Annotated in this window: 21 protein-coding genes; 3 read left to right on the top strand and 18 right to left on the bottom strand. The window is 34.5% G+C overall.

Annotated elements, in window-relative coordinates; all coding sequences use genetic code 11:
* Positions 1-165 precede the first annotated feature (165 nt).
* The 5 genes from ACTJFD_RS09910 to ACTJFD_RS09890 all read right to left on the bottom strand — a co-directional run bounded on the left by ACTJFD_RS09910 (position 166) and on the right by ACTJFD_RS09890 (position 6,036).
* Positions 166-1,632 (bottom strand): glycoside hydrolase family 32 protein, encoded by a 1,467-nt coding sequence (locus ACTJFD_RS09910; protein ID WP_442261339.1) that lies wholly within the window; start codon positions 1,630-1,632, stop codon positions 166-168.
* A gap of 28 nt (positions 1,633-1,660) precedes the next feature.
* On the bottom strand, positions 1,661-2,509 hold the full coding sequence (locus ACTJFD_RS09905; RefSeq protein ID WP_442261338.1) for a carbohydrate ABC transporter permease: 849 nt from the start codon (positions 2,507-2,509) through the stop codon (positions 1,661-1,663).
* Positions 2,509-3,390 (bottom strand): carbohydrate ABC transporter permease, encoded by an 882-nt coding sequence (locus ACTJFD_RS09900; protein WP_442261336.1) that lies wholly within the window; start codon positions 3,388-3,390, stop codon positions 2,509-2,511. The genes ACTJFD_RS09905 and ACTJFD_RS09900 overlap by 1 nt, the downstream gene beginning before the upstream one ends.
* 215 nt (positions 3,391-3,605) lie before the next feature.
* Positions 3,606-4,922: an ABC transporter substrate-binding protein gene (locus ACTJFD_RS09895; protein WP_442261334.1), complete on the bottom strand. Its 1,317-nt coding sequence runs from the start codon at positions 4,920-4,922 to the stop codon at positions 3,606-3,608.
* Between the two features lie 121 nt (positions 4,923-5,043).
* A complete protein-coding gene (locus ACTJFD_RS09890; RefSeq protein ID WP_442261332.1) occupies positions 5,044-6,036 on the bottom strand; it encodes a LacI family DNA-binding transcriptional regulator in 993 nt (330 codons plus the stop codon).
* Between the two features lie 161 nt (positions 6,037-6,197).
* On the opposite strand from ACTJFD_RS09890, the gene ACTJFD_RS09885 reads away from it, so the two are divergent.
* Both ACTJFD_RS09885 and ACTJFD_RS09880 read left to right on the top strand, forming a co-directional pair.
* On the top strand, positions 6,198-6,770 hold the full coding sequence (locus ACTJFD_RS09885) for a GNAT family N-acetyltransferase (RefSeq protein ID WP_442261330.1): 573 nt from the start codon (positions 6,198-6,200) through the stop codon (positions 6,768-6,770).
* Between the two features lie 152 nt (positions 6,771-6,922).
* Positions 6,923-8,827: a heavy metal translocating P-type ATPase gene (locus ACTJFD_RS09880; RefSeq protein ID WP_442261328.1), complete on the top strand. Its 1,905-nt coding sequence runs from the start codon at positions 6,923-6,925 to the stop codon at positions 8,825-8,827.
* A 63-nt stretch (positions 8,828-8,890) separates the two neighbouring features.
* Here the strand turns inward: ACTJFD_RS09880 and ACTJFD_RS09875 are convergent, their stop codons facing one another.
* Positions 8,891-9,694 carry a hypothetical protein gene (locus tag ACTJFD_RS09875; protein WP_442261326.1) on the bottom strand — a complete coding sequence of 268 codons (804 nt, stop codon included), beginning with the start codon at positions 9,692-9,694 and terminating at the stop codon, positions 8,891-8,893.
* Between the two features lie 494 nt (positions 9,695-10,188).
* Between ACTJFD_RS09875 and ACTJFD_RS09870 the strand changes: the two genes are divergently transcribed.
* Entirely contained in the window at positions 10,189-10,761 is a 573-nt protein-coding gene (locus tag ACTJFD_RS09870) for a LysM peptidoglycan-binding domain-containing protein (RefSeq protein ID WP_442261324.1), read from the top strand.
* Between the two features lie 55 nt (positions 10,762-10,816).
* Here the strand turns inward: ACTJFD_RS09870 and ACTJFD_RS09865 are convergent, their stop codons facing one another.
* From ACTJFD_RS09865 to ftcD, 12 genes are all read right to left on the bottom strand, one after another.
* The gene (locus ACTJFD_RS09865) at positions 10,817-11,317 is read right to left on the bottom strand and encodes a PTS sugar transporter subunit IIA (RefSeq protein ID WP_442261323.1); all 501 of its coding nucleotides are present in this window, start codon (positions 11,315-11,317) and stop codon (positions 10,817-10,819) included.
* Between the two features lie 20 nt (positions 11,318-11,337).
* Positions 11,338-12,546, bottom strand: a complete 1,209-nt coding sequence (locus ACTJFD_RS09860; RefSeq protein ID WP_442261321.1) for a PTS transporter subunit EIIC — start codon at positions 12,544-12,546, stop codon at positions 11,338-11,340.
* On the bottom strand, positions 12,455-12,904 hold the full coding sequence (locus ACTJFD_RS09855; protein WP_442261320.1) for a PTS transporter subunit EIIC: 450 nt from the start codon (positions 12,902-12,904) through the stop codon (positions 12,455-12,457). The genes ACTJFD_RS09860 and ACTJFD_RS09855 overlap by 92 nt, the downstream gene beginning before the upstream one ends.
* A gap of 90 nt (positions 12,905-12,994) precedes the next feature.
* Positions 12,995-14,320, bottom strand: coding sequence for a 6-phospho-alpha-glucosidase (locus ACTJFD_RS09850; protein ID WP_442261319.1), 1,326 nt, complete (start codon positions 14,318-14,320; stop codon positions 12,995-12,997).
* A gap of 99 nt (positions 14,321-14,419) precedes the next feature.
* Entirely contained in the window at positions 14,420-15,181 is a 762-nt protein-coding gene (locus ACTJFD_RS09845) for a MurR/RpiR family transcriptional regulator (RefSeq protein ID WP_442261317.1), read from the bottom strand.
* Positions 15,182-15,333: 152 nt separating this feature from the next.
* Positions 15,334-16,152, bottom strand: a complete 819-nt coding sequence (locus ACTJFD_RS09840) for a YitT family protein (RefSeq protein WP_442261344.1) — start codon at positions 16,150-16,152, stop codon at positions 15,334-15,336.
* A gap of 207 nt (positions 16,153-16,359) precedes the next feature.
* The gene (hutH, locus tag ACTJFD_RS09835) at positions 16,360-17,901 is read right to left on the bottom strand and encodes a histidine ammonia-lyase (protein ID WP_442261315.1); all 1,542 of its coding nucleotides are present in this window, start codon (positions 17,899-17,901) and stop codon (positions 16,360-16,362) included.
* Between the two features lie 54 nt (positions 17,902-17,955).
* Complete coding sequence (locus ACTJFD_RS09830) at positions 17,956-19,305, bottom strand: APC family permease (RefSeq protein WP_442261342.1); 1,350 nt, start codon at positions 19,303-19,305, stop codon at positions 17,956-17,958.
* A gap of 48 nt (positions 19,306-19,353) precedes the next feature.
* Complete coding sequence (locus tag ACTJFD_RS09825) at positions 19,354-19,953, bottom strand: HutD/Ves family protein (protein WP_442261313.1); 600 nt, start codon at positions 19,951-19,953, stop codon at positions 19,354-19,356.
* Complete coding sequence (locus ACTJFD_RS09820) at positions 19,953-21,623, bottom strand: formate--tetrahydrofolate ligase (protein ID WP_442261312.1); 1,671 nt, start codon at positions 21,621-21,623, stop codon at positions 19,953-19,955. Before ACTJFD_RS09820 ends, ACTJFD_RS09825 begins: the two co-directional genes overlap by 1 nt.
* Before the next feature lie 39 nt (positions 21,624-21,662).
* On the bottom strand, positions 21,663-22,289 hold the full coding sequence (locus ACTJFD_RS09815; protein ID WP_442261310.1) for a cyclodeaminase/cyclohydrolase family protein: 627 nt from the start codon (positions 22,287-22,289) through the stop codon (positions 21,663-21,665).
* Between the two features lie 38 nt (positions 22,290-22,327).
* Positions 22,328-23,227, bottom strand: a complete 900-nt coding sequence (gene ftcD / locus ACTJFD_RS09810) for a glutamate formimidoyltransferase (protein WP_442261308.1) — start codon at positions 23,225-23,227, stop codon at positions 22,328-22,330.
* Positions 23,228-23,842 lie beyond the last annotated feature (615 nt).

Below are 23,842 nucleotides of genomic sequence, written 5' to 3'. Positions count from 1 at the left end.
AATTTTTCTACTTTTTTTGCCACGAGACATACCTCCTTAAGTCCGTGATGTGGTTTAATGGAGATGCTAATTTCTCCTCCCACACTTCCATAAATAAAGAAGCACGTGTATTTAACACGCACTTCAATCATTATAGCTTATTTATCTGAAAAATCAAGCATTTTTTTATTTAACCTTAGCTAAGACGATTTCTTTTATTTTAAGTTTTCCGAAAGAACTCAAACTCATATCTGAATGCATCGTTGTTTCATAAAAATTGAAAGTCATCGTTTCTTTTTGATTGATAAATACTTCTAATGAAGAATTATCGCGAATAAACTCAAGTGTGAGTTCCTCAGAAACTCCTGTGATTGGTAAGGAACGTGAGACCAAATGAGTCTTTTCCACTCCCTTAATCGGATAACCGACACGTTCTCGACTAAAGCTTAAACAAGAAGTACTCTCATCATAGGTAAAACTTAAATAGTGATCGTTAATATCTAATAATTTGATTTCAAACGAGTCAGAAGTTGAAACCGTTAGCTTCAGATACGATTGTTTTTTCAAAGCTTGTTTCATCACATAATCGTTTTCTTGTACCACAGTCAAATCCTCTTGGGTCATGATATTATCTAAATGCTCATACAATGAAGGAAACGGTTGTTGAGCAAGCTCGTTGTTCTCGATTCTTAGGGTTCGAGCGAGTGTCATTGCCCCTGCCCATCCGTGCCCCAAATCGTGAGTTGGAATATTTCGTTTCCACATTTGCATCCAGGCAACCATCACCCGTTCGCCTGTCTCATTTTCACACGTTTGTGGCGCATAAAAATCAAGTCCCGTGTCAATCTCATGGTAATTCTCGACATTTAATTGTCCTGTTTCCCAATTCATCTCTCCGATAAAAGCAACTGTTGAACTCATATTATGGTAAGCATGAGCGTCAGCTTCCATCTCGATTGGTGACATAATTAAACAGTCTTTGCCATCTATCTGAAACAAATCTGGACATTCCCACATGATTCCTTGATGCGCTTCTCCCTCTAAAACAACCGAGAAAAAGTCCCAATGAATTAAATCTTTAGATTCAAACATTAAAATACGACCACGATGGTCCGCAGTTTTCGTTGCAATAACGGTGTAGTATTTACCGTTTTTCTCAAAAACTTTAGGATCACGAAATTCCTTGATATCTCCGTAATCTTTAAGTTCTTGCTCTGCAATCACTGGGTTTTGAGGGAGCTTTTCAAAAGAAATCCCATCTTCAGAAACCGCTAAACACTGAACTTCACGACGAGTTCCTTCCCGTTCATAGTGTCCAGTATACATTAAGTAAAGTTTATCATCTTTTACGATGGCACTCCCTGAAAAACAACCATCTTTTTCATAATCTTCAACGGGAACTAAAGCAACAGGTAGTTCTTCCCACGTTAATAAATCTTTTGATTTAGCGTGTCCCCAATGCATGGGTCCCCATTCACTACTATAAGGATGGTATTGATAAAAAAGATGATACTCCCCTCTAAAATAAACAAAACCATTTGGATCATTTAACCAACCAACTTCAGGCATAAGATGAAACTGATGACGATAAGTTTCATCAACTGTTACTTTACTTGATTGAACAAACTCATTAACTTTTTTTAATTCTGTCATTGCTAAAAACTCCTTTCTAAAATAGAACTTACTTGATTCCTGTACCAGAACCACCTAATCCTTGTAAGATATACTTTTGTGCCACAATATAAATGATAATTAATGGAATTGTCGAAATTGTTAAAACAGCCATGACTTGATTAATTAAAACAGGTTGCGTCGTATTAATCGTTGTAATGGCAACTTGCATTGAGAATTTCGATTTATCTGTTAAGACCATCAAAGGCCAGATATAATCATTCCAACTATTAATAAATGATAACACACCTACTGTTGCAATGGCTGGTTTAGCCATCGGTAACATAATTTTAAAGAAAATGGCATAGATAGAAGCTCCATCAATTTTAGCTGATTCAATAATCTCATCAGGGATAGCGATAAAAAAGTTTCTAAATAAATAGATATTAAAAGCACTTGCCATTGCTGGTAAAATAACCGCTAAATGCGTATTAACAAGCCCTAAAGCATTCACCACTGTAAACTGAGAGATTAATAGAGTTTCCATTGGAATAATCAATAATGCAAGCAACGATCCAAAAATGATTTTTTTACCTGAAAAATTGATTTTTGCAAAAGCAAAACCTGCTAATGAATTAACGATGATTGAGCCTGCTGCAAAGGTTAAACCATAAAAGATACTGTTTAGCAGATAGGTCCCCACACTAAAACGACTAATGACTTCTTCATAAGTTTTGAACCAATTCGCAGGATTAAAACTTGGTAAAAAAGCTTTAAACGAAGTCAACTGATTAAAAACATCTGCTTCTGGCTTCATCGAGGAAACAATCATCCAAATCATCGGAAATAAAAATAAAGCCGCTAGCAAAAACAACAAAAAATATTCTAAAATCGTGGTTGCTTTCCATTTTCGTTTCATTAGTCTTTATCCTCCTTAATTAATTTACGTTGGGCAATAGTTATGAGTCCAATCATTGTTGTAAAGACAAGGGCGATTGAACTAGAGTACCCTACCAAACGATCTGTAAAACCGGTTTGGTAAATATAGTAAACCATTGTCATCGTTGAGTTCATTGGTCCCCCTTGAGTCATAACCATTGGCTGAACAATTAATTTAAAGGCTGAAATTAAAGTAGTTAATAATACAAAAATAGCGGTTGGTTTTAACAAGGGTAACGTGATGTATCTAAATTGCTGAAACTTTGAAAAACCATCAATTTCAGCCGCTTCATAAACATCTTGTGGAATGTTTTGCATCCCTCCCAACAACAATAACATCTGATAGCCTGCTCCTTGCCAAGCTGAAACAAAAACAATCGTATACATTGCCTGTTTAGGACTTGTCAAAAAAGGCATTGATTTAATTCCTAGTTGATTTAATAAAGCATTGATTAAGCCATCATTCGGATTCAATAGATACAACCATAAAATCGAAATAACAACTAACGACATCACTACCGGAGCGAAGAACGCAATTTTAAAAAACATATTTCCTTTACGATTTTTATTAATAATTAAAGCCATCCCTAGTGCCGCCCCAAGTTGAACTGGAATAATCCAAATAACGAATTTTGCCGTGTTCCAAACACTTTTAATGAAAATAGGGTCGTTAAATAATTGTTTAAAGTTCTCTAACCCTATAAATTGACGAGCATCTGGTGTTAATAAATAATAATCAGTAAAGGCGTAATAAAATACCATCCCTATTGGAACAATTAGAAAAATGATCAATAAGATAAGGGCAGGTGCTAAAAAACTATAACCAATTAAGTTTTCTTTCAATGATGCTTTTTTCTTCATCACGTTCTTCCTCCTTTAAAACATTTACCTTGCATCGGTTCTTATATAAAAAAGCACAATACAGTTTTCAAAGTATTGTGCCATTTCAAATCCATCATAAACACGTTATAAGACAATACTGCTTTTAAGTGAACCCGTCCTAAGTTCATACAGAGATAAGCAAGCTATTTTTCCCCTCATTCCCTAGCAACTTAGAACGTCATTTCTCTTGACTATTATTTTTTTAATGATGCATCGATGGCTTGTTGCATTTCTTTAGCACGAGCATCGGCAACTTTTTGAACGTCTGGATTTTCGTCATAAAAAGTAATGTCTTGAATCGCTTGTTGGAACGCTCTTGAGACTTGTGGATAAGCTACTACAACTGGACGAGCATGTCCTGATTTTTGGTTCTGTTCCATCAACATTTTCATTCCTTCAGGGACTTCGTCTTTGATTAAGTCAATGGTTGAATTTCGAATAGGTAAAACACTATTACCTAAACTCATAATTTTACTTGATTCTGTATTCGTAGCATATAAAATGAAAGCTGCTGCCGCTTCTTTTTTCTTCGTATTGTTTGTCATACCTAAAGCCCAACTTCCTGTTGGGGAAACTAATTTTTTCGTTTTATCCGATACTGGATAAGGTAAAATACCATAATCAATATCTTTATAATTTGCTTCTAAATCGGCCATCGTCCATGAGCCACTTAAATACATTGGATATTTTCCAGTTTCAAACCCTTTTTCAATTGGTGTGACAGGAACATAATCTTTTTTAACTAGCTCTTGAATAAATTCTAAGGCTTCAACTGTATCTTTTGAGTTAAAATGACCTTCAGCTTCTGTTCCTTCTTTATTTACAATACTGCCATCATTTGACCAAACAAACGGAGTATAACCATACGTTAACATCTCATCTTTGTTGGCAATTTGCATATCAAAAACTGGGCCTTTATTTTTCTTATGTAACGTTTCTGATATTTCTTTAAATTCTGTCCAATCCCAAGGTTTATCTAAAGTTGGTAGACTAGCTTCATCTATTCCAGCCTCTTTAAACATTTTTTTATTGTAATAAATACCAACACTTGATTCAGAAAAACCAAAAGCGTAAAATTTCCCATCATAGGTTCCTTGTTGCTTGATACTATCTAAAACATCATCCATGTCCGCATCTTTTAGGTAATCATCTAATGGAGCAAGAACACCTGATTTAGCATACGCTGCAGTATTTGGACCATCAACTGTGATTACATCTGGTAATGTATTCGTCGTAATCGCTGCGTTGACTTTATCTTCATACCCTCCACCACTTCCACTACGAGGGATAAACTCAGTTGTTACTTTGTACTTGCCTTTGTTTTCTTCGTTAAAGTTATCGACAATTTCTTGCCAAGCTTTTCCTTCAGCCGTCTCATCTGAAAATTGAACCCAAACATTAACATCTCCTGGATCTTTACTTGAACTCGCTTTTTCTTTTTTGTTCCCACAAGCCGCTAAACCGCCCAAAGCTAAAAGTACTACCGCTGAAAATAAAATCTTTTTTTTCATATCATTTTACCCCTCTTCTGTTTTTTTTGAAACGTTTCAATTTTAATCAACAAACCACTTTGGAAACGTTTCCTTTTTGTAATATAAAATTAACATCTATTTTAACAGATGTCAACCAATATCAGTCGTTATTTTGAAGTTTTTTGAAGGTTGTAACCCCTTCCTCAAAGCAAACGGGCAGAAACGTTCTTTTAGGGACTTCTTCGCCAGCAATTATGCTTAAAATATGAGCCACTGAAAATTCTGCCATCTCCTTGATCGGTTGGACAATGGTCGATAACATTTTTTTATGACCTTTTCCTAAGCGAATACCGTCAAAACCAATCACCTGACAATTAACGCCGACTTTTTTAAGCTTCTTTTCTTCTAAGAAATCTATGACACCTAAAGCAACAAAATCATTCACTACAAACAACCCATCTAACTCTGGATATTGAATTAAAAATTTTTCTAAATGCTCATTAAATTCTTCGTAAGGCTCAGGGACAGATAGAATTTCATACGCAATCTCATGTGCCAAACAATAATCAATAAAACCATCTAAGCGTTTCGTTGTTTCATTTGGATACTCTGAATAACTACCAATAAACGCCACATATTTTGAACCACGTTCAACGAGTTCTTTAGCTGCAAGTTGCCCACCTACTAAATTATCAGCCGTCACATAACACACATCCTCTGAAAAATGACGATCAACACTCACAAATGGCAAATTAGCTGAGATATATTGATCAACGTCTGAGTAAGTTATCCCAATGATGCCATCCACCTTGTTCTGTTTCACCATTTGAATGTATTCTTTCTCCTTTGAAACCTTACCATCTGAATTACAAAGAAATAATTTATAATTTTTATTACTTAAAAATTCTTCAACATAGTAGGCAAATTCCGCAAAAAATGGATGCCAGATGGTTGGTAGTATTAAAGCAACCGTCTGCGTTGTTTTTGTCTTCAATCCTCGTGCATACTCGTTAGGTGTATAGTTTAATTCCTGAATAGCGGCGTCTACTTTTTCTTTTGTCTTCGGCTTTACTGTGACCCCGTTAATTACTCTTGAAACTGTTCCAACTCCTACACCAGCTAAGCGTGCAACATCTTTCATTGTTGCTTTCATTCGTCATCACCTATCTTACTTTATTTATTATTTTTTATTATAACATAACTTTTTATTAAATCTTGTTCGTTTGGTTAACGTTTCCAATCTGCCCAGTTGCTTCTCATACCGTCTCATGATAGAGTTGAAGCATAATATTTTTTAAGGAGGCTTTTATATCTATGATTAGACCTGCTCAACCAGAAGATGCTTTCAAAGCAATGGAACTCGTCATGATTGTTTTAAAAGACATGGAGCTTGATGTTTTCGATAAATTAAGCGAACAACAATTAAAAAACTTATTAGCTGAGGCGTTCCAAGATTTACCAGATTATCGCTATGGCTATAGAAATGCAATCGTGAAAGAACTTGATAATGATATCGCAGGCATCGCCTTTGGTTACCCCGATCATCTTGAAAAACATATCGATTCACCTTATATCGATTTTTTATATTCACGAAATTTATCAGATGAATATCGTTTATTTAATGAATTAGAAACATTTAAAGATGAGTGGTATTTAGATACCATCGTAACGTCTCCTCACTTTAGAAGACGAGGTGTTGCTTCAGACTTGCTCGATTCTTTACCTATTTTAGCTAAACAACATGATCGTCAAATCATCGGGCTAAATGTTGATCAAGTCAACAAAGGGGCTCAAAAGGTTTACTTGAACAACGGCTTTGGTAAAGTTGGCGAAATTGAAATTGCCGGCCATCAATATGACCATTTACAAAAAAAATTTGCTATTTAAAACATTTAAATAACCTATGGATAAAGCATTATTTTATTCGTAGGTTATTTTTTTATTATAAAAACAGAAACTTCTTGAATTATTTTTATAACATGATATACTAATCATATGAAAAGTAATTCATATGATTATATTTTAAGGAGGTTTTTATTATGGCTTGTCAACAATCAAACACACATGAACACGAACATCATCATGGTAAATTACCAACCGTGCTTTATTTTATTGGGTTAGCTACTTTTATTTTAAGTTATTTCCCTTTTTCTACTTTGGTGATTAACTTACTTGCGACACTAACCATCTTCTTATCCGGTTATCACATTATTATAGAAGGTTTTTCTGATACTTACCATCAAACTAAAAGTAAAAGAAAGTTCACTCCCAATGTTCATATCTTAATGGCTTTCGCAGCTATTGGTGCTGCGATTATTGGTGATTTCAAAGAAGGAGCTTTATTGATTGTTATCTTCGCAGGTGCTCATTTCCTTGAAGATTATGTGGAAGAAAAAAGTAAGCGTGAAATCACTAATCTAATTGCGATGAATCCAACGGAAGCTCGTTTACTTCTTGAAAATGGAGAAACGAAAATTGTTCCTGTTGCTGATTTAAAACCTGGAGATCATTTGAGAGTTCTAAATGGCGATCAAATCCCAACGGATGGAGAAATTATTGAAGGACTTGCGATTATTGATGAATCCTCAATCAATGGAGAAAGTATTCCTGTTGAAAAAGTAGCTGGAAATTCCGTTTTTGGTAGTACAATCAATGGCCAATCTGCTTTTTCAATGGTGGTGACTAAAGATAGTTCAGAGACTGTTTTTGCTAAAATATTAGACTTAGTCAATCAATCACAAGATAATTTAACCCGAACTGCTACTAAAATTAAGCGACTAGAACCCAAATACGTTACGTTGGTTTTAATTTTAATTCCACTTTACATCCTATTAATGCCCCTTGTCTTTGATTATAGTTGGTATGATAGTTTCTATAAAGGAATGGTTTTTCTAACGGTAGCTTCTCCTTGTGCACTCGCTGCCAGTGATGTTCCAGCAACTCTTTCAGCGATTTCTAACCTAGCCAAACGCGGGGTTCTTTTTAAAGGTGGTTCTTATCTTTCCAACTTAGCAGATGTCAAAGCGATGGCGTTTGATAAAACAGGAACGTTGACTCAAGGAAAACCTGCTGTCACAGACTTATATTTTTTAAAAAATACTCAACAAGAAGTACCAATGCTTAAAAATATCATTGTCGCTATGGAAAAACAGGCTAATCACCCGCTTGCAACTGCGATCTTAGAAGCGATTGAACCGACTCAAGATTTACAATTAACGGTCAATAATCGCTTAGGTCACGGATTGGAAGCTTCATTAAATAGCGATCTATTCAAAATTGGGAAAGCCGAACAAGTCGGCGAAATTCCAGAAGAACTTAGACAAAAACAACAGGTTTTTGCGAGTCAAGGGAAAACAGTCGTCTTTGTCGGGAAAAATAATGTAGCACTTGGCTTGATTGCGATGATGGATTTACCAAATGAAGCTGCTAAAAATATGATTGACTACTTAAAATCTCAAGAAATTCATACCATTATGATTACCGGAGATAACAAAATCACTGGGGAAGCCATCGCGAAACAGCTCAACATTGATGAAGTTATGGGAAATGTTTTACCTGAAAATAAAGCCGCAACAGTTAAAGAACTTCAAAATAAATACGGAGAAACTGCAATGGTAGGCGATGGCGTCAATGATGCACCCGCCTTAGTTACTGCTGATATTGGAATTGCAATGGGCGATGGTACAGACGTTGCCATTGATGTTGCTGATGTTGTTTTGATGCAAAATGATTTAACTCGTTTAACTTATGCACATAAAATTTCTAAACGTTTAAACAAGGTTGTTATGCAAAATATTGTTTTCTCAATGGCTGTCGTTCTTTTCCTAGTCCTTTTAAATATCTTTGGTAAAATGAACCTACCTATTGGTATTTTAGTTCATGAAACAAGTACTATTATTGTCTTACTTAACGGGATTCGCTTACTAAAACCTTTAAAAGAATAAATTTACAATCAAAAAAGTACGGATAATGGAGTTGTCTTTTCAAACAACTTTATCCGTACTTTTTTATGTAAATGAGATTAAACGGTGAACTTCTCTAAAAACGTCTTTGTCAAAAAACAGATTATTATAAACAGCCACTTTTTCAGTGGATTCAAACATCAAGATCCGAATCTGCTGTGTAAATAAAGCCACGTCTTCACGTGGTAATGGTGTAAAACTCTTTAAAAAAATTCTCTCATGCCACGTTAACTCTGAGCGATTTCCTTCATATTTACTCCAACCATAGTCTTTATTTGGACAAAAACCTTTTTCAATATACCACATTGAAACCAAACTTTGTTTTAAATGAAGTGAGACATCTTCAAAATAATTTGTTTCACCGCGTTTTAAGCTACGATAGAGTTCAAAATAATAACCATAGTATTTAAATAGGATGGCATCAAATTCTTCTTGCGTTACGCGATACATCACTTGTTGTGAATAATTTTGTAATTCTTTAAGCCAACCATTATCTTTTACGATTTCTATTTTCTTCAACCAAATGTTTGGAAATAACTCTTCTTCAAAGTATATAAATAAATCCAACTTAATAAAAGTAGCATAATGAATCACCGAATAATTTTCTTCTTCCGTTTCAATAAAAAGATGTTCTCCAATTGAGTTAATAATTTCACGTTGCTTTCTTCTTAAATTGACATGTTCTTTTACAACAATCCGTGCGTCAATATCCGAGTAGTAATCTTCTTGGTTGCTCCCAATCGAGCCACCAAAAAAACAGCTGATAATTTCATTATCTTCTTTGACTAAACGTATTAATCTATTTTTCAAGCGATCTCGTTCCACTGGTAAATTGGAATCCACTATCATACTTCTTCCCACCCTTAACTACAATAATTAACACACCTACCTATATAGTATAAGAAAAAAAAGGAGAAATAGCTATTTATTTTGCAATAAAAGCTATTTTTTTACGCTTTTCCCTCAAAAAAGATACTACAAACAGATGTCAGCTATGACACACTTGTCACAATCGTAATATATACGAATAACAAACCAACCCTTCAAATAACAAATATGATAAACATTATACCAAATACTAATTGATAAAACAAAATAAACTTCCATTTACCATAACAGTTCATCTTTACTGTTTATTTTTTTACTCTCCTTTTTTAAAATTAACAATATTTCTAAATACAAGTCATTGTTACAAAAACCCGACTAGCTGTCATTGAATTTAATTATTTCCTTCACCTACGAAATAATTTTTGATGGTAAAGTATGTGATGTTGAGGCGAACGAAACATTACTCTCGCCCAATCATAAAATACTTAAACAAACAGAAGGGGATTTTTAAATTTATGAAATCACTAAAATTTTTACTATTCGGAACAACAATGGCGCTAGGATTATTTATTGGAACTCAAGCAAATGCTGAAACTGTATATACTGTTAAATCAGGTGACTCTTTATCTCTAATCTCGCAAAAGTTTGCAGGTAATAATTCTTTAATCGATGAAATTGCTAAACTAAATAAAATTCAAGATATCAACTTAATTCACGTGGGTCAAAAATTAACCATTAATTCAGATAACCAACCAAGTGAACCTGTTGTTACTGAACAACCAGTACAACAAGAAGTTGTCGCTCAAGAAGTTGTCGTTGAACAACCGGTACAAGAAGTTGCTGCTGAAACAAGTAACTATCAAGGTTCTTCATCAAGTGCTAAAGAATGGATTGCTCAAAAAGAGTCTGGTGGTAGCTACACTGCAACTAACGGACACCACATTGGGCGTTACCAATTAGACCCTAGTTATTTAAACGGTGACCATTCGGCTGCTAATCAAGAACGTGTTGCTGATGAATATGTTGCTGGTCGTTATGGTTCATGGGAAAATGCTCAATCATTCTGGATGAACAACGGTTGGTACTAAAATAAAACAGAATCAAAAAAGTCGCTCTGATTTTATCGAGCGGCTTTTTTTTATTCTATTTTATTTTTAAATTCCCTATTTTTTCGTTGGCCTTAACCATTACTAACTTCTCTAAAATTAAACTTTCAAGTTTTTGATTGCTATTTGTCACTGCCACAATGATATCGGCACATTTACTTTCTTTTTCTAAATGGCTCAAATCCATTAGTGCTAATTGCGTTTCTGGTTGAATTTCTTCCCCCTCACTGACTAATATCTCAAAAGGAACTCCTTCTAATTCGACCGTATCTAATCCCATATGAACAAGAATTTCTAACCCCAGTGGTGTCTCCAAGCCTAGAGCATGTTGAGTTGGGAATATACTCGTTACTTTACCGCTAATCGGAGAAAAAACACGACCATTCGTTGGACGAATAGCAAAGCCTTCACCCATCATTTTTTGAGAAAAAACCGGATCACTTACTTCTGAAAGAGTTAGTAATTTCCCCTCGGCAACAGCATAAAGATTATTTTCATTTGATTTGTTTTTTTTATTTTTACTGAATAAATTAAACATTAGATGACTCCTTTCTTTATTTATTCTTGACCTAAATATTCTCGTAATTGTGTTTTAAAAATAGAGGCTTGATTACCATAAATAATCTGAATACCAGATGAAACATTCACAACGCCATTAGCATTTAAATTAGAGGTAAAATAATTATTTTCTTTTACTTTCGATGTGTCATTTAGCGTTAATCTTAAGCGTGTAAAGCAAGCATCTACTTTTGCAATATTTTCTTTTCCACCAACTGCTTGAACTAAATCAGCTAAAAATTCTTCCTCATTTAAGGAAACTACCTTGTCATTAGCCACTTGTTCAACTTTCGCTTCTCGACCGGGTGTTTTTAAGTCCCATTTTTCAATTGCAAATTTAAAAACAAAGTAATAACCAAAGAAATAGATTAAACCTAGAGGGATCACCCATAGCCAATTAGAACCTTTATCAGCGCCTAAGACACCATTAAAAATTAAAGACATGAATGGACCACCAAAAGTAGCAGATCCCACTACATTAAATTCAACAAGATACGTCACGAGATAAGCTAGCCCAGAAAAAATGGCATGAATTCCAAAAAGTGCTGGAGCAACAAATAGGAAACTATATTCAAGTGGTTCACTTATCCCCATTAAAGCACAAGGAATTACGACAGCTATCATCAATGACGCTATTTTTTTTCGATTTTCTGGTCGAGCGGTTTTATAGATGGCTAAAGCTGCTCCTGGCAGACCACACATCGCAAAAATAACTTTTCCATTCATTAAGAAACGACTCACACTAATATCAAACATTGCTCCTGGTGTATTGAGTATCGCATTGTAAATATTAACGGCTCCTTCTACGACCTCGCCTCCAATCTCAGCAACGCCACCCAAACTAGTAAAAAAGAAGGGTAAGTAGATGAAATGATGTAAGCCAAATGGTAATAAAAGCCTTTCCAATAAACCATATGAAAAAGCACCTAATGAACCCGTTGTCACAATAAATTCAGATGACATATTTAAAACCGACTGGATCGGCGGGAAAATAAAGGACATGGCTAAACCAGCAAAACAAGAAGCGACAATCGTAACGGCTGGAATAAAACGAGTCCCGTTAAATAATGAGAATATGGGTGGTAATTGAATTTTATAATAACGATTATGTAAATAACTAACTAAAAGACCAATTAAAATCCCCCCAAAAACACCGGTATCCAACGTAATAACGCCCAATATGCCTTTTTGACCTGTTAGGTAATTCATCCGGCGTAATCGTTCCACGCAAGGTTAAAAAAGTTCCCATTACGGTATTCATTGTCATATAACCTAGAAAACCTGATAAAGCAGCTGTTCCCTTTTCAGCTTTTGCAAAACCGTAAGCAATCGAGATAGCGAAAATAACCGGAATATGATTATTAACGACGTTTCCTGCTTCTTTCATAATCGTAAAAAAATAAGTGAAAAATGAACTACCTAAAAATGGAGCTAATTTAATCAAATTAGGGTTTGAAAAAGCACTCCCCACTCCAACTAAAATTCCCGCAATGGGTAAAATCAATACTGGAGCCATTAATACTTTACCTAATTTTTGAAACGCTTCTAATACTTTATCTTTTTTCATATTTCCCCTCCAAAAAACGTTTTCATTTAGAAAAAAAAGAAAGAGAGTTATCGTTTTAACTCTCTTCACTTAAGTCCTACTATTTTATCTTTATTTCAATTCTGGCCAATAATCAACATTTGCTTCAATTAAAGCATCTAAGATTTGACGTGCTTTTTTCGCATCCCCCACGGTACGATTTAAAGTTAACGCTTGTAAAGCTTTAGTATATGATTTTTCTAAATAGGCTTCACATGTTAATTTTTCATAAGCATATTGTCCTTCAATCAACCCCTTGTAAAAGGTACCGATTTCACCGACAACATAAGGTGCTGGTCCATTAACCCCCAATGAAGCGGCAACTTCAATCATCAAATCATCTGATAAGTTAGAAACAATGCCATTATTTGGAACAATCACAATAAACGTTCTTCTTAAGTTTCCATAAATAGACGCCGCTACTTCGACAATCATATCGCCATGAGCATCATTGTGAACAATATGTGAATCCTTAGCTGTCCCTGCTTCAGCAATACGACGACATTCTTCAAAGACGCGTTTTTCACGACCGTCCATTACTTCATTCGCTCGCGTATAAGCTGGATCTAATTTCGATAATTTATATTCTGGATATAGATAATATTGTAAATAAGTGTTTGGTAAGTAATCTGGGAAGTCGTTGACCATATCTTCAACCATCGCATACGTATCTAACCATGATTGATCACGTTGCTCCGCATCAACTGGTAAAAAACCATTTTTCTTAGTGTAATCTTTGATTTCTGGTAATAAATCATGACCTTCTTTATCATAAACATGAGTAAACCAACCAAAATGGTTTAAACCGAAATAAGTAGGTTCAAATTCATTGAAATCACGATTAATTAAACGTCCATATGAACGTAATAGATTTACAGGTTGATCACAAATATTTAGAATACGTTTATCTTCTGGAAAGACCATATTTAATGCATGAGCCACGATAGCCGCTGGGTTTGTGTAGTTTAAAATCCAAGCTTCTGGGCTTAATTTACGAACGTCTTCAACTAATTCAATCATATCTCTAATTGAACGCATGCCATAAGCAAAACCGCCAGGTCCACATGTTTCTTGACCAATTAATCCCATTGATAATGGAATTTTTTCGTCTTTTTCACGCATTGGGTAGCCACCTGTTCTCATTTGACAAAAGACAAAATCAACATCTGTAAAAGCTTCTGTTTTATCCGTTGTGTATGAAAATTCAATATCTGGTGTTTCTTCTCTAAATAAAATTTCCCCAAATTTACCAATCACTTCTTGTCGCTCTGCATCGACATCATATAATGTAATCTTGTTAAATGGAAAAATATCTTGATGCTTCGTTAATGCTTTTAAAATACCTGGTGACCAAGTGGAACCCCCACCAACGATGACGATATTATTTTTCTTTTTCATAATTTTTTCCTCCCACAAGCTTTATTTGATACTTTTATTTTAAAGCGTTCTCAAATAAATACAATGGAATTGGAGGTTAGTTATTCGCCGTCACACTAGCTATTCTTCAACACTTTCATGTGTTGAAAAACACACGGAAACAAGTTGTTCAAAAATATAATTTAATAAATAATGAATGCTAATACGAGAAGTCACATCCACCTCACCAATTTTCAAAGGATGATAATAAGCATACAATGATTCATCTGCTAAAGAAGCTAGTGTATTTTGCGATAATCCTGTAATTGATATAATTGTCGCTGCCGATAATTTTGCTAAGCCGGTCGCATCTACTAGTGTTTTTGTTTCACCACTTAAGCTAACAACAAAAACTAAATCTTCTTTTTTTAATCTCTTAGCTCTTTGTTTCATTACATGTGGCTCATAGTAAACAGAAGAAATAATCCCCAACAACCTTAACTTTTCTTTCATTTCTTCACAAGGAAACTTTGACGGCCCACACGCAAAGAGTGAAACATGATCCGCTTGTTTTATGGACTCAATCACACTCTCTATTTTTTCGTGTTGAATTAACTTTTCAGTCTGTAAGACTTCCTCACTTAAAGAAAAATTTAAAGACGGTTTGGTCTTTTCATCTGCTTTAGCTTGTAATAAAGAATATTTTAATTCTGAAAAACCTTGAAAATCTAATTTTTTTGCCATTCGAACAATTGTATTTGGTGACACAAAACGCTTTATCGCAATCTCTTTTAATGTTTCATTTTTGACTGTTTCAATATTTTCTATTAAAAATTTAATAATTTCTATTTCTTGATCATTTAATAAATATTGATTTTCTTGATATTTTTTAAAAAAGCTCAATGGTATTCTCCTCACTTATTTTCCAAAAAAATAGCAACATTTGAATTAGTCTTATTCTACAACTCAGATTAGTAAAACTCAATTTAAAATCAACTGTTCGTTAAAAAAAAAGTACCTTTTTAGGTTTTATCTCCTAAAAGGATACTCGTTTTCTAAATAATATCTAGTTCTTTAAAACCACTTAAAATTTCTACGTCATGCGAGACACTTACAAATGCATGTTCATCAACATTTTTCATCGTTTCTTTTAAGATTTCCATCTCATAACGAGTAATCACTGTTATTAAAACTGATTTTTCTTGGTGCATATACCCACCCTTTGCATGTTCTATCACAGTAATCCCTCTTGTTAAATGCTCTTGTAATTTTTCAACCACTTCGTCAGGATAATGGGTAATTATCATCACCTGTACTTTACGATGCTTGACATAAACCATGTCTGTTGCTTTAGCACTTACTATAATTGATAATACGCTATACAAGGCATGTTGCCACCCAAAAATAAAACCAGCTGTTAGAACCACAATTCCATTAATAATCATAGAAAAATAACCAATGCTTTTTCCAGTTATTCGTCTCAAACCAATTAAAACAATGTCCATACCACCTGTTGACATGCCATACTTTAAAGCTAGACCTAACGAGTAACCACCAATCGCTCCCCCAAAGATAGCACAAATGATTGGATCGTCTGTTAAAGTTATCTTTGGCATTGTTTCAATCGCAAAAGAAGCAAGTGTCACACCAATAATTGTAAATACAACAAATTTACGGTCAACAATAAACCAACCAATCAGTAATAACGGAATATTTAAAGCATAATAAATATAGGAGATTGGTAAAGTAAAGTCCGTTGTTTTTCCAACAAGTGTTGAAATAATTTGTGAAATCCCTGTAATACCTCCAGAATAAATATCACCATTTTGCCAAAATACATTTAATGCGATCGAATAAAGGAATGCGTAAATCATTAAAATAAAAATTTTTGTCCCATATTCTTGTAAGCGACCAGCATGCGGTCTTATTTTATCCAACCAAACCCTCTCCTTAGCCTCTATCAAAAGTAATTATACCCATCATAGCTAACTTCCCTTTATTTGTAAAATAAATTTTAACAACTCAAAAAAAAACTGAACCAAAAGAGTAATTCTTTTGGCTCAGTTTAATAAAGTCTGGTATTAAAGTTGAATTTCTAATGCTACTTCTGCTTCAACAGCTCTTAATAGGTCTCCCTTAATTAAAACATCTGTTGCTTTTTCTAATTCATCATAGATTTCAACTTCTTTATCTAATTCTAAGAATTTAACATGTTTACGGAACTCATCATAAGCGATTTGACTACCAACACCCATTACGCCACGGTCTTTAACAAAATCAATTGCTTGACAAGCAGCCATTAATTCTGTAGCTAAAATACGACGTGAGTTACCAACGATGTCGCGAGCTTTACGAGCAGCTGTTGTTCCCATACTTACAAAGTCTTCTTGGTTTTCACAAGATGGAATTGAGTCAACACTTGCTGGGTGAGATAAAATTTTGTTTTCTGATGCTAATGAAGCAGCAGCATATTGTGTAATCATGAACCCAGAGTTAACACCAGGGTGTTTCACTAAGAATGATGGTAAACCACTTAATTGGCTATTTACTAGACGTTCAACACGACGTTCAGACACGTTACCAATTTCAGAAGCACCGATTCCTAAGAAGTCAAATGGTTGTGCTAATGGTTCACCGTGGAAGTTACCACCTGAGATAACAGCTCCACGACGAGTAACGATTGGGTTATCTGTTACTGAGTTTAATTCGATTTCTACTTTTGATTTCACATAAGCTACTGAATCTTTACTTGCTCCGTGGATTTGAGGCATACATCTTAATGTATAAGCATCCTGTACACGTTCAGCTGTTGCTTGTGTTGTCAATGTACTACCTTTTAATAAATGACGAATATTTTGTGCTGTTGCTAATTGTCCACTTTGAGGACGAATTGTATGTAAATCTTCATCAAAGGCATTCACGATACCATTGTGTACTTCTAATGATAAAGCGCCAATAACGTCTGATAATTTTAATAATTCAATTGCATCATAAGTAGCTAAAGCGCCGATACCTGTTAATACAGTTGTACCATTAATTAGAGCTAAACCTTCTTTTGCTTCTAAGAAGATAACTGGAACGCCAGCTTTTTCCATTGCTTCTTTACCAGGTAATAACTCACCACGGTAATAAGCTTTTCCTAAACCTAACATTGGTAATACCATATGTGATAATGGTGCTAAGTCTCCTGAAGCTCCTAAAGAACCTTTTTCAGGAATGTGTGGAACCACACCTTTGTTTAGCATATCCATCAATGTTTGGATTGTTAATAAACGAATACCTGAGTAACCTTTTAATAAAGAGTTGATACGAATTAACATAATCGCACGAACTTCATCTTCTTTTAATGGATCTCCGAAACCACTTGAGTGAGTACGGATTAAGTTTTCTTGTAATTGACGTGTTTCTTCTTGTGGAATACTTACTTTAACTAAAGAACCAAAACCAGTGTTCACACCGTAAGTTACTTTTTTACTTGCTACAATGTCGTCAATGATTTTACGTGACGTATTAACTGCTTCAACTGCTTCATCTGAAATCGAAACGCGAGCACCTTGTCTTGCTACTTCGATTACTTGTTCTAAAGTTAAACTTTTACCATCTAAAATAATTTCTTTACTCATTATGAATCCTCCCGTTTATCTATAAAATATTTTAATTTTTAAACTCTTTAATTATTATGCTTCTGTTCCTTTATCTTGTCTGTTAAAGACAAAGTATAGTCCACCAGCAACAACAATACCTACTAAACCTGCAATCTTACTTGTCATTGCAGCTCCAACCCAAAGCATCCACACACTAACAAGAATACCTAAAATTGGAATAACTGGTCCTAATGGTAAGCGGAACGCTGGAGTAATATCTGGGTTTTTCTTACGCATAAAGATAACTGCTAAAGCCGTTGGGATATATTGAATGAAACGGAACACTACACTAAGTTCTGCTAGTTGTTCGAAACTACCACTCAATAATAAACCACTTGTTAAAATACATGAAATGATAATCGCAATAACTGGTGCTTCTTTTGAATTTTTCTTCGCTACGACTTTTGGTAATAACCCTTCGTCTGCTATCGATGCTCCATAACGAGGGATCATCATTGAGTCCCCTACGTTCAATCCTAAGATTGAAACTAAAGCTCCGATTGAAATAATCCATTTACCTGCTGGTCCTATCATTTGTGTAAATGCATCTTGTACTGGTGCATCTGTTTCTAAAATTCCTACACCTAGCATTGCAATTGTACCAGCAATAATCATGAAATAAAGAATAGAAACAATACTAATTGAACCAATAATAGCTTTTGGTACGTTTTTCTTCGCATCACGCATCTCACCAGCAACTACTGGTAACGCTTCAAATCCGATAAATGCATAGAAAATTGTTAACGATGTTGATCCCATCGCGTCAGAAAGTGACATACCCTCTTTTAGTTGTAAGAATGGTGTAAAGTTACCTTTATCAAATCCACCTTTAATAAAGAAGATTGCAATTAAAACAAAGGCAATAATTGGAATTAATTTGGCAATTGTAATCGTAATTGTAAAGATTTTTGACGTTTTCAAACCAGTACTATTAATTATTGATAAAGCAATAACTAATAAAATACTAATTAAAATATTTTTTCCTGCTAATGCTGGGAATGTTACAATCAATAATTTCGCAAAACCGGCAGCCATCGCTGACCATGCAATAATCGTTACAAACCAACCTAATAAACCAACAATAAATCCAACAAAATCTCCAAAGGCAGCTTTAGAATACTGGAAAGCTCCTCCGTTTTTATCAAAGTATCCCGCTACTTCCGCAAAACAGACTGCTAACAATAATACTAGAATAGCATCAAATATCATAGCTAACAATGAAGCTGGACCTAAGTCCTTATAAATCGTTTGAGGTAATAAGAAAATACCTGAACCGATTACCGCGTTTATCCCGTAAAGAGTTGCCCCTCCCAGGCTAAACTTTGAATCTTCATGTGTCTCCGTGTTTTGAATCTCATCCCCATTAACTTTCGTTTCCATAATTTTTATCCTTTCTAGATTCCCGGCTGTGTTTACGTTTAACACAATGCCTTATTTTTCTTGAATCATTGAACAAACGACAATTGGTTGAAAACTTTCTTGAGAATCAAATTCAACTCGTGTGTGAGATTCGGGATTCTCTAGAACAAGACTACTATATTTTTCTAACTGATAACTTTTTATCAACTCTTCATTTTTTATAACCTGAATGTCTACATCTTCCAAACAGTAGATAACAGTTACTTCGCTTTCCAAAGTCAATTGTTCGGCTTTGTTACACGCTTTCATAAAGCCTTTTAATTCTGGCTTATAAATTAAATTGAAATCAGTACATTGACCATACGATGTGGTCTGATCATCACCAGAAAAATGGTGAGCTTCAAAAGGCTGAAGAATAATTTCCTCAATCTCTTCTTCTTTCTCGTGAACTAAGCGAATACAGTGATCTAATGACATTATCAAACGTTCATAGCCTGGTAATGCCGAAAATTTCGATTCTTTTAGTTCCACTGTTGCCGATGACACTCTAAAATCAAACTGACCAACTTTGTAAACTCCATGGTCTGGAGCGAGAAACACTTCACGTGTTTCTCCTCCACTCCATTGAGCTACTTTAACGTTTTTTGCTTCTTGAACTCGGAGATTAATCATTAGAATAATCCAGAGATGTTTCCTTCTTCATCAACATCAATTCTTTCTGATGCTGGAGATTTAGGTAAACCAGGCATTGTCATTACTGCGCCTGTTAAAGCAACAATAAATCCAGCTCCTGCTGATACTTTTAAATTACGAACTGTTACTGTGAAGTCTTTTGGTGCCCCAACAAGTGTTGCATCATCAGAGAATGAATATTGTGTTTTAGCCATACAAATTGGTAAATTACCAAATCCTAGACGTTCTAACTCAAGCATTTCTTTACGAGCTGCTTTCGTTAATTCAACACCTTTTCCTCCATAAACTTTACGAACAATTTTATTTAATTTCTCTTCAATTGAATCTTCATCTTCATAGACAAAGCTAAAGTTATTTGGTTGGTCAGCAAGTTCGATTACTTTTTCAGCTAAGGCTTGTCCACCTTCGCCACCTTTAGCCCATACGTCTGCAAGAACACATTCAACGCCGCGTTCTTTACAAGCTAATTCAACTGCCTCAATCTCAGCATCTGTATCTAATGGGAATTTGTTGATAGCTACAACAACTGGTAAACCATAAACATCTTGGATATTAGAAATATGTTTTTCTAAGTTTGGTAAACCTGCAATAACAGCTTCAACATTTTCTTCAGCTAATTCTTTTTTAGGAACGCCACCATGCATTTTAAGCGCACGAATTGTTGCGACTAAAACAACTGCATCTGGTTGTAAATCTGCAATACGACATTTGATATCGATGAATTTTTCAGCGCCTAAGTCAGCTCCGAAACCTGCTTCAGTTACTGTATAGTCAGCATATTTCATTGACATTTTTGTTGCTAAAACACTGTTACAACCATGTGCAATATTTGCAAATGGGCCACCGTGAATAATTGCTGGTGTATGCTCTAACGTTTGAACAATATTTGGATTAATTGCTTCTTTAAGTAAAGCTGCTAATGCACCTTCAGCTTTTAAATCGCCAGCAGTTACTGGTTCGCCACTGAAGTTATAAGCAACGATCATTTTCTTTAATTTTTCTTTTAAGTCAACTATGTCATTAGATAAACATAGTACTGCCATAATTTCTGAAGCTACTGTAATATCATAGCCATCTTCACGAGGAACACCATTTACACGACCTTGTAGTCCATTAACAATGTGACGTAATTGACGGTCATTCATGTCAACAACACGTTTCCAAGTGATTTTACGACTATCTATTTGTAAAGCATTACCATGATGAATATGGTTATCTAAAAGTGCTGCTAAAAGGTTATTAGCTGCGCCAATCGCATGGAAGTCACCTGTAAAGTGTAAGTTAATATCTTCCATTGGGACAACTTGTGCATGTCCACCACCTGCTGCTCCACCTTTAACACCAAAAACAGGTCCTAATGATGGTTCACGTAAAGCGATCATTGATTTTTTACCAAGACGTGATAGACCGTCTGCTAATCCCACTGATACAGTTGTCTTACCTTCACCTGCTGGTGTTGGTGTGATTGCTGTTACTAAGATTAATTTTCCATCTTCTTTGTCTTTCATTTTTTCTAATTCATTAACATTTAGTTTAGCTTTATAGTTTCCATATAAAGTTAAATCCTCTTCTGTTAAGTTAAGAGCTTTTGCTACCTCTTTAATCGGTTTCATTTCTACTTGATTTGCTATTTCTATATCTGTTGCCATCTGTTCATATCATCCCTTCTAGAATTGGTTAATTATAAATTAAACAAGTTTTAATACTTCTTCGTAAACACGATCAGCAATTGTACAACCTTCAGTTAACAATGCTTCCCCTTTTTCACGATATGTTTTTACAAACGTTTCGTCTTTAATACCAGAAAGATTGATTAGTACATTTAACCAAGCGCCTTGTAAACCAGCTTTCAAGTTAAGTGCAGCGACACCTAAGTCACTAACAGCGTTCACATTTGATTTACCTACTGCTTTTTCTGTTACTTTCAAAGTAGCAACCATTAAAGTCATCATGTTAAATGGTGAGATTGCTGCGCCTTGTAATGCTTTTTGCATTGCTTCGCGACGTGCTGCTTTATGTTCTTCTGTTTCTTTAGGCATTGAGAATACTGCCGATACTTCATTGAATGCTTCAGTATCTTTATCAATTGATTGAAGTAATTCATCTTGTAAACGAGTTGCTTCAACTAGAACTTCATGTGTTAATTCTTCAAATTCAACATATTTTTTCTTACCCTTTGTCAATTCAGCTACCATTTTTACAAGTGAAGCTCCCATTGTTGCTGAAAGAGCTGCAGCTGAACCACCACCTGGTGCAGGTTCATTCGATCCTAAAACAGTCATAAATTCATGAACTTTTAAATCAATTAATTTCATCCATATTCTCCTTTGATTGAATTAGTTTTATTTTTCTATTAGCTTAATAAATGGTTTTCTAAAATTTGTTTACTGTAATCAAAATCTTCAATTTGTAAATAGTATTCTGCTACATCAACTAAAGCTTTTGCTGGAGTTAAACCAATTACTTCACTTCCAATAATGTTAACACCGTAACGTTTAGCTTCGAAACGAATCGTTTCAAAAGCACGATAAAGTGGTGTTCCTTCAAAGTTAACCATGTTCATAGAAACTTGAGCAATGTTACGATCTTCTAACATTACGCCAATTCCTTTACAATATTTAAAGCCGCCACCTGAAGCACGGATAATTTTAGCAATTTTGTTTGCAATTGTGATATCTGATGTATCTAAGTTTACGTTAAATGCTACTAAAGGCATTCTTGCGCCGACAGCTGTAATACCAGCAGTTGGATGGATCGCTCTTTCACCAAAATCAGGAGCCCAAGCTTCTTCTTTTAATTTTTCAGGCATTCCTTCAAATTGACCTTTTCTAACACGAGCTAAGTTTTTACGATCTGGGGCAGTTGCAGAATCTTCATATAAGAAAATTGGAATATTTAATTCATCATTGATACGTTTAGCAACTGTTTTAGAAATTTCAACACATTCTTCAGCAGTAATATCTTTGATTGGAACAAATGGTACAACGTCCGTTGCGCCCATACGTGGATGTTCTCCAGAATGTTTTGTCATGTCGATGTTTTCACTTGCATATTTTACCAATTTAAATGCTGCTTCTTGAATACCATCTACATCTCCAACTAAAGTGAAAACACTACGGTTATGACTTGAATCTGATGAGTGGTCTAAAAGAGTAACGCCAGGAACACTTTTAGCAACCTCTACTAAACCATTAATAACTTTTTCATCTCTTCCTTCACTAAAGTTTGGGATACATTCTACTAATTTTGCCATTTTATTCCGTCCTTTCATTTTAAAAAACTTTATGTTCTTTTATTTGATTAAATAAAACATACTCACTTAATTTAAACCATATAATATGACTAACTATTCTCTTTACGACTTAGACTATTTTATCCTAACATACTCTTTTTATAACTAGTTGGAATATCACTTGTTCATCTTTACTATAGAAATAATTAAAATAATTTCATTGAGTCGCCAACTCTTACATAACATCAACTTGCTTTTTTTCCTACTAATTTTGTTACGTCGTTTACAATAGTCACTCCTTTACTCTATAAGGTATTTCCATTAAGCAAATGCTCGTTTAGAAATCAAATATCAAAACACTTTCTTTCAATAACTCTATCTGACTTGCATTAAAAGTAACACCGCTTACAAAATAAGTCAAACCAAGCTAAACCTATATATATCAAGGGTTTTATCTGTTTTTTTGACTTTTTTTATGGTCAACTAACCCATGAAAGCGTTCTTAAATATATCGTTTTGACTTTTATTAGACTAATCTCAGATATGATTGATATGTGTTGCCTCTTTTACATTTTTTATATAAAATTACATCCTTATACATCAATTAACGACCGTTTTTAACCTCTTAACCTATGA

This window comes from Vagococcus sp. (assembly GCF_052102835.1).
GTDB lineage: Bacteria > Bacillota > Bacilli > Lactobacillales > Vagococcaceae > Vagococcus.
Note: the sequence above shows the minus strand (reverse complement) of the source record. Positions and strands in the feature narration are given on the sequence as shown.